7 protein-coding genes are annotated in these 13,179 nt (G+C 44.4%); all 7 read right to left on the reverse strand.

Annotated features, from left to right (window positions below):
• Positions 1-25 precede the first annotated feature (25 nt).
• On the reverse strand, positions 26-2,329 hold the full coding sequence (locus KUA48_RS14515) for a GH92 family glycosyl hydrolase (protein ID WP_153087425.1): 2,304 nt from the start codon (positions 2,327-2,329) through the stop codon (positions 26-28).
• 18 nt (positions 2,330-2,347) lie between these two features.
• Positions 2,348-4,186 carry a SusD/RagB family nutrient-binding outer membrane lipoprotein gene (locus KUA48_RS14520; RefSeq protein WP_119238334.1) on the reverse strand — a complete coding sequence of 613 codons (1,839 nt, stop codon included), beginning with the start codon at positions 4,184-4,186 and terminating at the stop codon, positions 2,348-2,350.
• Positions 4,187-4,220: 34 nt separating this feature from the next.
• Complete coding sequence (locus KUA48_RS14525) at positions 4,221-7,703, reverse strand: SusC/RagA family TonB-linked outer membrane protein (protein WP_119238333.1); 3,483 nt, start codon at positions 7,701-7,703, stop codon at positions 4,221-4,223.
• Positions 7,704-7,853: 150 nt separating this feature from the next.
• A complete protein-coding gene (locus tag KUA48_RS14530) occupies positions 7,854-8,843 on the reverse strand; it encodes a FecR family protein (protein WP_218433690.1) in 990 nt (329 codons plus the stop codon).
• Between the two features lie 88 nt (positions 8,844-8,931).
• Positions 8,932-9,477, reverse strand: coding sequence for an RNA polymerase sigma-70 factor (locus KUA48_RS14535; RefSeq protein ID WP_218433689.1), 546 nt, complete (start codon positions 9,475-9,477; stop codon positions 8,932-8,934).
• A 421-nt stretch (positions 9,478-9,898) separates the two neighbouring features.
• A complete protein-coding gene (locus KUA48_RS14540; protein WP_264960474.1) occupies positions 9,899-11,122 on the reverse strand; it encodes a transposase in 1,224 nt (407 codons plus the stop codon).
• A 156-nt stretch (positions 11,123-11,278) separates the two neighbouring features.
• A complete protein-coding gene (locus KUA48_RS14545; RefSeq protein WP_369503335.1) occupies positions 11,279-12,907 on the reverse strand; it encodes a transposase in 1,629 nt (542 codons plus the stop codon).
• Positions 12,908-13,179 lie beyond the last annotated feature (272 nt).

Below are 13,179 nucleotides of genomic sequence, written 5' to 3' on the forward strand. Positions count from 1 at the left end.
GAATTTAAGATATATTTTAATGATACTATTTCATGAATTTTGAGAAAGAGTATGGCGCATCTGACTCCAGAATACCTCTCTGCAAATTCGGTTTTTCAGAAAGGCGGAAAGAGATCTGCGCACCCTGCCTCAGAGAATTCAGGTCGAGATAATTAAGATCATACTTCTTTCCGTTCATCTGCATGTCATCAACATAGCATCCGTCACCTTCCGACTGTATGCTTACCTGCAGTCCGTTCTCCAGATGGAGTTTCATAGACTTGAAGTAAGGAGTACCCAATGCATACTGTCCTGAACCAGGGCAAACCGGATAGAAGCCCATCGCAGAGAAAACATACCAGGCTGAAGTCTGACCGTTGTCCTCATCGCCGCAATAACCATCTGGTGTCGGTGTGTAGAGGCGGTCCATCACCTGTCGCACCCAATACTGGCACTTCCAAGGTTGTCCGCTATAATCATAGAGATAGATGGCGTGCTGGATAGGCTGGTTGCCGTGTGCATAATTGCCCATGTTCATCACCTGCATCTCTCTGATTTCATGGATGGTAAATCCGTAATAGCTATTATCGAAAACAGGAGGGAGAAGGAATACCGAGTCAAGCATCTGGTTGAACTTCTCCTTTCCGCCCATCAGACGGATGAGTCCTTCAGGATCGTGGAATACCGACCAGGTATAATGCCAGGCATTTCCCTCGGTAAAGGCATCGCCCCACTTGAGCGGATTGAAAGGAGACTGGAATTTTCCATTCAGCAATCTTCCGCGCATCAGACCACTCTCCCTGTCGAACACCTTCTCATAGTTCATCGCTCGTTTGGCAAAAGGTTTCAGTTCCTTCTTTGACTTGCCGAGCGCCTTGCCAAACTGGTAGATGCACCAGTCATCATAGGCATATTCCAAGGTACGGGCCACACTTTCATTGATTTTCACATCATAAGGCACATAGCCCAACTTATTGTAGTACTCAAAACCATGACGTCCGGTAGAATTCACTTCAGGATGAACAGCATTGGCTCCATGAACCACAGCCTGCCAAAGGGTCTCTGCATCATAACCACGTAAACCGGAAAGATAAGCATCGGCCACCACAGAGGCTGAGTTGTTGCCCACCATGCAACCGCGATGCCCCGGACTCGCCCACTCTGGCAGGAATCCGCTCTCGAGATAGGTATTTGCAAGACCCGCCTGAATTTTCTCATTCACAGAAGGATACATCAGATTGAGCAGTGGAAAAAGGCAGCGGAAAGTATCCCAGAAACCGGTATCGGTAAACATATAGCCCTTCTGTACGGTTCCGTTGTAAGGACTGTAGTGAACCACCTCACCGGCTGCATTCTTCTCATAGAAAGCACGAGGGAAGAGAACGGAGCGGTAGAGACAGCTATAGAAAGTACGGAGATGGTCAATGTCCTCATCCTCCACTTCTATCTTGCCGAGTACCTCATTCCAGCGGTTTCTACCCTGCTGACAGAGCTGCTGCATATCTGCCTGTCCCAATTCCTGAAGGTTTTGCCAGGCCTGTGACTCACTGATGAAGGAAGAAGCCACACGAGCCACAACCTTCTCGCCTCTCTGACGAATCTTGAAGGAGATGATGGTGCCCACATGATTGCCTTCCTGCTGGTAAGTCTCCTGATAACCGCCCTGAACCATACCCTGGTATTGACCATCCTTCACATTGACGAAAGCCTCAAAATCATGGTCGAACTCAATAACGAAGTAATTTCTGAAATTCTCAGGAACACCTCCACTATTGCGGGTAGAAAAGCCCACCACCTTTCGCTCCTTCGGGAAAACCTTGATGAAGCTGCCCTTGTCGAAAGCATCAACTACCACATGAGCACTATCGGTCTGAGGAAAGGTGAAGGACATCAGGGCTGCACGTTCCGTAGGACAGAGTTCTGCCGTCACATCATAGTCGGCGAGATAGACACTATAATAATAAGGTGTAGCCTTCTCTGCCTTATGAGAGAACCAGCTGGCACGCTGCTCCTCATCAAATACCGGTTTACCCACGATAGGCATCAATGAAAACTGACCGTAATCATTGATCCAGGGACTCGGTTGATGCGTCTGCTTCAACCCCCTTATCTTCTTAGCTGCATAGGTATATTGCCATCCGTCGCCCATCTTTCCTGTCTGTGGAACCCAGAAATTCATGCCCCAAGGCATGGCGATGGCAGGATAAGTATTGCCTGTGGAAAGTTCATGGTCGGAATCGGAACCCATGAGAGGCTGCACGAAATCTACCGCATTCTGTACATTCACCCTGACGGCTTGCGCTATCAAGGTGAAGAATACAAATATGAACAAAACTGATTTTCTTTTCATAGACAACAGTCTGAATGATTATCTGAAATTGTTTGGCTGCAGGCGATGGCCGTCAGCGTCATTGGTATCAGCCACATCCCACCAGAGTCTTGTGCCCTGAGTATTCACCTTCTGGAGTTCTGGATGAGAAGTGAAGTAAGTGTTGTTATTCTCGCTGAAAGGATAGAGAATGCGCTTGATATTCTTACCCATAGGCACGTCACCTCCACTATTGTTGGTCAACTGATTTGCCAAAGCAGGATAGTCGGTGCGACGGAACTCAGCCCATCCCTCATTACCATTAGGGAAGATAGCCATCCACTTCTGGGTGATGATTGCTTCAAGCTGCTTCTCCTTGCCCTTACCCTCGAACACCTTACCCGTAAGGGCCTTCTCACCATCGATGTAAGCCTGTGCCTTGTCATTGGCAATGCCGTAGTAGTCCATAGATGCCTTGATACCAGACTTATAGTAATCCTCTACGGTACCTGTAAGTTCCATGCCAGCCCATCCACGCAAAACAGCCTCTGCCTTCAGGAACTCAGACTCAGCATAGCCCAAGAGGAGGTAAGCACGCTCACGACTGAAGAAGTAGTTAGGATTCAAGTTCTTGCCCAGACTCTTAGGCGCAGTACGGGTGAGTGAATAATTCAAGGTTCCCATGTCTATGACAGGAGCCTGAGCACCACGCTCACAACCTACGAAGTCTTCTCTCTGGCTATCTTCACCAGCCTGCAAAGTACTCTCTGTCATCTTGATGCGATACCAGCTTACCAAGCAACGTGGGTCTATCTTCTTGGTGACATAGTTATTTCTACCTGTCTTGATCTTATATTCTGCTCCACCTTCACTGGCATTGCGATAGAAGTTCTCCAGATCTTTAGACATTACGCTCTCACCATTGTAGCAGACACTACACATCACCAGAGGATGCTCGTTACCACCGTCATCTGTACCGCCCTGGCTTACAGGAGCATACTTAGGAACAATCTGCATATTGTCTTCATTGCTCTGCATCAGACCATACTGGTTGTTGAGAGCATTTTGAGCCTCCTCCTTAGCACGGGCAGGATCTACATTGGAAATACGCAAAGCCATGCGAAGGCGCAAAGAATTGGCAAAGCGGAGCCACTTGTTCCAGTCACCATGATAGCAGATATCATCGGTAGCGTAACCTATCTGAGTTGCATCGTTTGGCTTGATGCTATCAACAGCCTGCTCCAACATACGGAACATGGCATCGTAAACCTCTGCCTGAGTATTATAAGCCACATTGTTGGTCTCAGGAATCTTAGCCTGTACATACTCCTTGAAAGGCATATCGCCATAAGTATCGGTGTTGGCAAGCGCTAAGAAAGCATAGTAGATACGTGTGACGTAGAATAAGTTCTTGTACTTGTTGGTATTTTCATTGAACTTATAGGCACGCAACAAGGTACGATACTCACTGCTGCGGTCGGTATAGAAATGTCTCCAGCGCGCAGCACTCCATCCATCTTTATATGAATAATCAGGAGATGTACCACCATGCTTAGGCTGGTTATTGGCAACGAAACCTGCATAGATATCATGACTCAAGTTGGTAGTGATCTGATAGTCATTGAAAAATCCCTCATAGAGGAAGTTGCGGAAAACAGAGTTGGCAGAGCTCAACTCACTCTTCAACGCCAAGGAGTCTTCCTTGCTCACCTTATAGTCGATATTGATATCGGCATACTTGGTATTGTCCTCTTCACCAGGCTGCTCTTCACCGCCGCCAGTAGTGTTATCAGGCAATTCGTATGGATTCTTGCTCATCTCATCCATGTCATAGCAGGAAGATAAACTTACCAATGCCATGGACACAAGCATCGTCTTGAATATAATCGTCTTTTTCATTGTCTTGAACTGTTTATGTTGTAGTTGATAGTATTTAGAAGCCTACATTGACTGAGAAACCGAAGGTGCGGGTATATGGCACTGCGGCAAAGTCAAGGGCCTGTGAGAACATAGAAGTATCATAACCTCCATCAGGATTGCCTGGTGTATGTTTCAGCAGGAAGCAGAGATTACGTGCCACAAATGACAACTTCACATTGGTAAGAGGAGTCTTCTTGAGCACGCTCTTTGGGAGGCTGTAACCCAATGCGAGTTCCTTCAACTTGATATAGGAAGCACTGTGGATAAACATCTCTGCATAACCCTTCTGCGACTTGTACAAACCGATGTTGGAATAGTAAGACTGTGCACTTACCTCCTTGGTATTCACCTGTCCGTCGGCTGTCACACCAGGAACTACCATATAGTAGTCGCTCACACCATTCAACTCCTTGTACTCACCACGATAAGCCGAACGCTCTGAAGTTCCTACAGCAGTAGCCATACCTTCTGATACGCTCACGATATCGCCGCCAAATCGCATATCAAACATCGCAGTGAGACTTACACCCTTATAGTTCAGACTTGGAGTAACAGACATGAGAAGCTTTGGCTCGATGTTTCCGATAGGATGATCGAGGATATACTGCTCCAAATTTCCGCCTGCATCACTACTGGTAACAGGCATTGGAAGACCGTTCTCGCCAATCACCATCTGACCATCCGCATCGCGCTTGATGAGGTTATTGGCATAGATATCGCCCAACTTACCTCCTGCCTTCGCACCTACCTTGACTGGCATGTTGCCATCGCCATTAAAGTAGATGTGATCCACGCCATTAGCCAGTTCATCTACACGGGAGATATTCTTGGAAATATTCATGGTGAGATCGAACTTGAGGTCCTTGGTCTTGACAGGTGTGCCGTAAAGCATCAGCTCAATACCCTTGTTGGTAATCTTACCTGCATTCACCCATTGCTGTGTCCAAGGAGCAGATGCATCTACAAGCATAGCCTGGTTCTTGGTCTTGGTATAATAATAGGTGAAATCAAATCCCAAACGGTTCTCCAGGAACTTCATCTCAAGACCCCACTCGAAGGAAGACTTGATCTCTGGTTTCAGGTTGCTGTTCTTCTTCACGGTCTGTGGAATTGGCACACGGATGCCATTCTCATAGGTATAAGAACGGGTGTTGTAGAGATTGTATGGGTTTGGGTCCTTACCTACCTGAGCGAAAGACAGACGAGTCTTGGCGAAAGTCATCCACGCTGGCAACGAATGGTTGATAGAGCGCATGAAATCGCTGAAGATATAGCTCACACTTGCACTTGGATAGAAGAAAGAACGGTTGTCCTTTGGCAAGGTAGATGACCAGTCGTTGCGGGCTGTAAGATCCAATGAAAGATACTCACGGAAAGCCAACTGCAAAGAACCGAAGGCTGAGTACATAGAGCGCTCATGGCCATTCTCACTGGCATTGGTCAACTGATAACCTGTATTGAAAATCCAATTATCCTTCTCCAACATATTCTTGGTAGCAGCACTCAGCAACTCGTACTTCTGGTACATGATGTTGGCGCCCAGATTGTAACCCAAGCGCAAATCCTTGGTCACCTGATTGTCACCCAAGAAGAGGAAAGAGATATTGTGCTCGAAGTTGTTTTCCTCCGAACGGCTCATATTATCATCGGTAACGATCTCGCTCCAGTGTCTGCCCGGAATGCTCACAGCAGAGTTACCCAAACTCAAGTCTGTGGCCTGGATGCGTGTGCGATAATAATCGAAAGCATATTTAGCATTAAACTTCAACCAGTCGGTTACGTTGACATTAGCACCATAGTAACCGAAGGCACGCCAACGCTCATCGCTATTCTGGAAGCGATGACGAACATAGTATGGGTTGGCATACTGCATATCTGGTCCGAACCAGTTGCGATGCAATTGGTCCTGAGTTGTATAAGTCTGAAGATCCTGCAAACGCACGTTGCCTGGAATGAGAAGCAACTGGGCTACCTCTCCATTGAGACCAGTCATCGGACGGTTCTCAGCTTTCATGCGAGAAACAGAAATCTTGCTATCTGTAGAAAGATACTTATTGATAGTTCTACCTGCATTAAGGTCAACTATCAGCTTATCCAATTTCTCTCCATCGAAAAGACCCTTATTGTCGTTGAAACCTAAAGAGAGACGGAAATGACCTTTCTCATCAGAATTTCCGAGAGCTACGGTATGGAACTGGGAGAAACCTGTATTGAAGTAATCCTTCAACTTATCGCCATAATAGCGGTAAGCGATGTTCTCACCGAGAAAAGAAGGTTCCATTCTGCCATCAAGCGGAGCACCGAATGCCAACTCGCTGGAAAGCGTCTTGTTGCCATCCTCATCAGTTTTATAAACCGTAGCACCCTGAGAGCCCTGTCCGTACTGCTTCTGCATAGGGATTGTTTCAGCCACCTTACTCCAAGTAAAGTTACCGTTGTATGTGATGCCGAAGCCCTGCTTATGACTACCCTTCTTGGTTGTAACATAGATCACACCATTACCTGCACGTGAACCATAGAGGGCTGCAGCGTTGGCACCTTTGAGTACCGAGATAGACTCGATATCCTCTGGGTTGATGTCCAGAGAAGTGCCACCACGGTCGTATCCGCCATAAGCAGAAGCATCAGAACTCTGGTTGTCGGTAAAAGGAACACCATCTACCACCCAAAGAGGCTGGTTATTATCAGTAAGAGAAGAGTTTCCACGGATAGTGATCTTGGTAGAACCACCGAGACCCGTACTGGAAGTATTCATCTGCAGACCAGCCACCTTACCGTCGAGGGCACCAGTCACAGAAGGGTCGCCAGTCGTATTGAGAGCATCCGCCTTGACATCCTGTACGGAATATCCCAACATCTTCTTCTCACGCTTGATACCGAGGGCAGTAACCACCACTTCCTTCAACGCCTGAGAGTCAGGAAGCATCTGTGCGTTCACGTTATGTCCTTCCTTTGCAGCCATATCCATCGTCTTATATCCGAGATATGCAAACTGCAAGACAGGGGCAGGTTCATCGGTCTCGATGGTAAAATTACCATCCATATCAGTTACAGCACGATGATTGGTGCCTTTTACGAGGATGGTAGCGCCAATGAGAGGTTCCTTGTTTTCATCGAGAAGCGTACCCTTATATGTACGTTTCTGTCTTGGTTGCTGGGTGCTTGGAGTTGTAGTAATTTCCTTTTTCTTCAGATAGATGATTCCATCCTTAATCACATAAGATACACCCTTATTCTTCAAGAGCTTGTTTAAAACATCCTCTACCTTACCGTTCTTCACCTGAACGGCATTCACCTGCATCTTTGACAAGTTGTCGTCGTAAGTAAACTGGTATTTAGACTGTTTCTGGATTTTCTGGATGACTGCTCCCAAAGTGGTCTGAGAAACATTCAACGAAATCTGGGCTTTTACAGATGTCCAGGAACTGGAAACCAACATCAGAGCCAAGGCTGCAGCTGCGGTTTTAGTTTTTTGTAAATGATACCAATGTGTCATAATCCTTGTTTTTAGCATTTAAGTTATTAATTTCAAATATATAACAGCAAAAAACAAAAAAACACTTACCCAAAAAATTATTTTTTTGAATAAGTGCTCTCTTTTTCTCGTATAACAGTATATAATTAAGGTGTAAACCTTACTGATTCACTACTTCGTGATAAATACCTTACTGCCTTTCACGTGATAGTGGATAGGCAGGGTGTTCTGCAAGAGATCGAGAACCGAGTCGATGGTCTCCTTCTCTTTGATGACACCGGAGTAAGTATTCTCCTGGTTGATGGTAGGATCAACAACCACCTGCACATCGTAGATATTCTCCAGCATCTTGGCAATTTCATTCACGCTTGCATTATTGAAGGAAGTCTTGTGCTCATGCCACATTGCATCCTTATAGACATCGGTTTCAGAAACCGTCATGCTACCTAAGCGCGCATCCACACATGCCTTCTGTCCTGGTTTCAAGACGATCATACCCTCATCATGATTTCCTTCTACCCTTACCTTACCTTCGAGCAAACTGACGGAAGCCTGCTGATGAGCCTTATCCACATGGAAATTGAAAACGGTACCGAGCACCTTAACACTCATCACATCGCTCTCTACGATGAAAGGCTTGTGCGGATTTTTGGTCACCTCAAAATAACCTTCACCGTCTATCTCTACCTTACGGTCGGAACCATCAAACTCTTTCGGATATTTGATGGAAGCAAGTTTGTTGAGCCAGACCTTAGTTCCATCAGGTAAAGTAACCGTCGTATCATTGTCGGCACTGGCCATCACCACCTGCATCTGCATATTAGAAATCGGATTGTGCTGGAGATAGAACCAGGCCAATCCACCCAATACGCAGACCACAGCAATCGCAGCAGCCCGACGCCACATACCTATTATATGCGCATGATGCTCAGCCTGCTGTTCAGCCTTCATCTCCCTGATCTTAGCCTGCATTCTCTGTTCAGCAAGCATCAGTTGGGGCCTTGGCATGAACTGCGCCTTGAACTCATCGCTCAACTTTTCTTCTTTGAAAAGTTCTTGTTTTTCCTCCGGAGAATTTTTTAATATATCCCTTAATGCGATGAGCTCCTCTTCCGTGCACTCACCTGCCAAGAATCTCGCCTTTAATTCCTCATTTATCATATAACAATCGTGCTTAATATCCTTAATTAATTAACAATCTAATTAAATACCACAACAATAATTGTTGAGAAAACACTTACTCAATAACCTATAAAAAAGGTACAAAAAACACAAAAAATATTCCCAAACGAGCCCTAAGAGACTTTAAAGCCTTATAAATATGAGCTTCAACGGTACGTACGGATACGTTCATCATCAGAGCAATCTCACTATTTTTCATATCATTGAGATAGCTCAAAACGAATATTTCCCTGCATTTATCAGGAAGTTCCCCTATAGCCTGATTGATTTTTCTTCTCAACTCCATGTTTTCCATGTCCTGTTCTCCATCTCCAAACGAAGAGAAATAGCACGACATACGCATTTCGTTGATATCTTCAATGGCTGCAGTATTGACTTTCTTATAGCGCTTCAAGTAATTCAATCCTCTAGAATAAATCGTCTTATAGAGGTATGATTCTATCTGCGGGACATCCGTCTCCAATGCATCCATACGATTCCACAATTCAAGAAAAGCTTCTTGAACTACATCATCGGCAGCATCCTCCCCTACGATACGTTTAGCATAATAAAACATTCGAGGGTAGTACTTCCTAAATATCGCTTGATATGATTCTTCTTTTACTGTCTGCATTACATAATATATCTTTAGCTATTCGTTCTAATTTAGGTCGGTTTACGCCAGTTATCTGCGTATTTTCCTCACTTCTTGAACTACTTTGGGCGCAAAGGTAAGTAAAAAAAATGATAAAAGCAAATTTTTGCTTACAAATCAACTATAATATTTGTGTGTGTTTTACTTTTTACTACTTTTCATAACTGTTTCCATACGTAAATTTAAAAACTGTAGTCAGTGCACTCCCTAAAGTCTGCTTTTAGTCATTAAACAACTATTACACAAAAACTTTTATTTATAAAGTATAGAACTTCGCAGACTATTTCTTTACTTGTCTTCAATGGTTACCTTTCTTCATCGCCTTCAAAATGCGATAGGATGTCGTGCGAAATCTTGTTGTTTTTATATACCAATAGTTCGTTAATAATTCAATAATGTGCTAAGCAGCTGTACGCTGTAAGCACGAGAGATCTTTGAAAATCTTGCTAATTAAAGTTCGGTTCGGGGTGTACCCGCTTGCTTTAAAAATTCGTTTCACCAGATAAATGTTGGTCATCAGTGACTTGAATGAAGACATAGAATATTCCATTCCCATCTCCTTCATAGTTACCTTGGCAACATTTAGTGATGTGAACGAAGCATTGAAAGCAAAATCGAGTTTCCACTTATCGCGAGCCTGGCAGTCCATAAGACCAGTATAGCCTTTGGCGTCACGAAAGCAAAATTCGATCTGGAACCTGGTTCTATAATAAAGAAGTACCTCTTCACCCGAAAGTGAGGTGTCTGTAGAGAAGAATAGTTTCTTCTTGCCATTCGGCATCTGCCAGATGACAAGTCTAACTTTACACCTGAGTGCCTTGGAATAGGCTATCAAAGTATAAGCTGTTCCTTCTATATCTTTCATCTCCATCTTCTCCATTCGAGTGAGGTCAAGATTCTTCATATCAATCTTGCCATCCTTGGTCTTGGGGCGACCACGTTTTCCAGTACGTGGACCAGCATAGACATAAAAGAGACAAGCATTGTCACGAAAGCGGCTTATCAAAGAGAACCCTTCTTTCTTTATCCCATTAACAAATGTACTTGTAGAGAAGTAAGCATCTGCAACTATGAGGGTTGAGAGTTTGAGAAGTTCCTTGCGGTAACGCTTAATGACGCTGATATAGAAATCTACCATAGTCTTGTTTCTAAGACTCAGTTCTTTATTACTTAGCGACTGGTGTGCTTTTAACATCATGCAGTCTTTGGCATCAATATAAATGAGGACAATACCCATGATTTCGAGACCATGTTTAACAGACTGTGCACATCCCGACCAAAAACGACCGATATGTGGAGTCTTCTTGCCAGCTTTGCTGATGTAGCTGGGATCAATGGCAATAGCCCATCTTCCCTGTTTACCAAAGAAGCGCTTGGCAAGTGAGACATTAAGTTTGAGCCAGTCAATGCTTTTCGACTTTTTTAAGCCGAATGCGTTGCGATAGGTTTGCTCAACATGCGAGCCATACCTCCCCATTTGGGTGAAATTTATCTTTCTTGGTATTACCATGAACAAAATTATCACCTCGATGAGTATTTTCTCGAAACTTTTTGTTAACTTTGCAGCCGAATCTTCAACTGCATCTTTAAAGATATCCATATATTGGTCAAGTCCTGTATTCATATAATTTTGCGTTTGTTGTGATTTGCAAAGTTACTGAAAATCAGCGACTTGACCAACTTTTTATAATTAAGTTTTCATAAGCACTTCTTAATATAAGTTATTGATTTACAGACGATTAAATATTAATTTAACGCAGTATTATATACTGAGTCCACTTTAAAAAGGGACATATTTTGAATCCAGTCTGGCCAGTGTGGTCATTCTGAGTGAAACATAGCAATCGGCTCCGCTGGTGAATATCTTTCGAGAAATCGCTTTGAAAGAGCCGAAAGCTTCTCTAATAGGCCCGAAAAGGGCAAATATCGATCTTTGAAATGTTGAAATCTGGAATTTTACCATCCTTCGGAGGTTCATCCACATACATCTGCTATATGCATGCATACGATGTTTGAGCAAACCCCTATATCGGGTCTTGCCATTACGTGTATGAAAACTGTATTGGAACATGGCAGCTTCTACGTTATTCCGTTTAAGCTGTTCCTCCAAAGGAAGGCTTTCTATCTGCTTCCTTAGCTGATAGGCTTTAATGTCTTTGTCTTCAAAGTAACGCCAACCGGTTTTGTTGTTCCATGGGATTCTCCATCGCTTTCTGGAGCCTTGCTTTGTGACGGCTTTGACGGCCTCATAGGTGTTGCCAGTAGCAATTTCCCTGATGGTCAGACCATCCTCGTCATGTGGTATCAGTTCCCATCTACAGCCACCTTGCATCTTACCTGTCTTGAGTTGCATGGCATTGTGGTTCTTTGCAAACTCTCGATTGTCTGGACTTTGATAGGCACCATCTGCATACAGGTCTTCAATGGTAGAATCCGTGACACGTTCACTGTTTTCCACAGCCTCCTGAAGGAAATGGCAGTCTGCAAATACTGCAGTTTCAACCTGAACGGAAGTGATGATGTTAGGCTTGCCTTCCTCTACAGTCTCTGTGATGTTGGTCACGTAGCCTTGCACCTTCTGGTCATTCTTGGCACGATAGGTTGCATCAGGATCGTTAGGATTCTGAAGACTGTCTGCCTTTACCTCCTTCTTGTCTCGAAGAACAGCCTTTCCGTCCTTTACGGCATACTGTTCAGCAAACAGACGTTGAAGAAGATCATGTGCAGGGGAAGTGGCAGGAAAAGTTGCCAGCATCTCCATGATGAAATTGCCAATTCTGGCAAGATTGCTCTGAAGCGTATCGGAATCAGAGCGGTAAACGGTCTTGGAGGAATCCTCTTTCAAGTATTCCTTTGCCCGCTCTTCCTGCTCTGGGGATAGGTCGGAAAGCGTGCATGTCTTGAGGAACTTGACCAAAGTTGTATGTATCAGTTCATAACGAGACTGGCGAGCGATATTGCTGCCGATAAGCTTACTATCCATACGGACGCACTTGCCTGATATCTTGAGAAGACGTACCTGATTGCCAGCAAGCTGTTCGAAGCAGAACTGCATCAGATCTATACCAGTTCTTTCCTGATATTCGCAGATGCGGCGGCGAAAAAGATAATAGGTATCTATTGATGGAGTAACATCTGTCAGAAGTTCCATGCCAAGAGCCTTTCTGGTAAGAAGATCAAACTCGCACTTCTCGAACAGATCCTCATCACTACAACCGAAGCCCTCCTTCAAGGCAGACATAGCTACGAGAATGCGAATGGAGGCATTTGGGCGGCCGCACTTCTTGCCTTCTGGGAACAAAGGCTTGAATATCTCCTCGTTAATCTTGGTTGTCACGAGACTATAGAACTGGTTATACCATGCGTTGGGGTCAGAATACTTCTTTGAAGCACGACTTCCTAACTGCATTAAGGGAGCCGTGAATATATCTAACTGAGGATTCGGATCTGTCTTTTTAAACATAGTCATTCTGTTTGATTGATGGTATAAAGATACGAAAAACATTCCAGATTACGACATAAATCAGAGATTATTTTCGTGAAATATAAACATTTTAAACAGGCCTTACTTTTTAAAGTGGGCTCACTCCATGACTTTCGTAAAGGCAACTAATCGCCATGTCCGTGAGACCTCCTCGGATAAGGGCTTATTCTTTCCATATTATACCCACTTCATTTACA

This window comes from Segatella copri, assembly GCF_019249795.2.
Taxonomy (GTDB): domain Bacteria; phylum Bacteroidota; class Bacteroidia; order Bacteroidales; family Bacteroidaceae; genus Prevotella; species Prevotella copri_B.

Coding starts and splice junctions, on each gene's coding strand:
- KUA48_RS14515 (WP_153087425.1), bottom strand. CDS start 2,329: ATGAAAAGAAAATCAGTTTTGTTCATATTTGTATTCTTCACCTTGATA.
- KUA48_RS14520 (WP_119238334.1), bottom strand. CDS start 4,186: ATGAAAAAGACGATTATATTCAAGACGATGCTTGTGTCCATGGCATTG.
- KUA48_RS14525 (WP_119238333.1), bottom strand. CDS start 7,703: ATGACACATTGGTATCATTTACAAAAAACTAAAACCGCAGCTGCAGCC.
- KUA48_RS14530 (WP_218433690.1), bottom strand. CDS start 8,843: ATGATAAATGAGGAATTAAAGGCGAGATTCTTGGCAGGTGAGTGCACG.
- KUA48_RS14535 (WP_218433689.1), bottom strand. CDS start 9,477: ATGCAGACAGTAAAAGAAGAATCATATCAAGCGATATTTAGGAAGTAC.
- KUA48_RS14540 (WP_264960474.1), bottom strand. CDS start 11,122: ATGAATACAGGACTTGACCAATATATGGATATCTTTAAAGATGCAGTT.
- KUA48_RS14545 (WP_369503335.1), bottom strand. CDS start 12,907: ATGCAGTTAGGAAGTCGTGCTTCAAAGAAGTATTCTGACCCCAACGCA.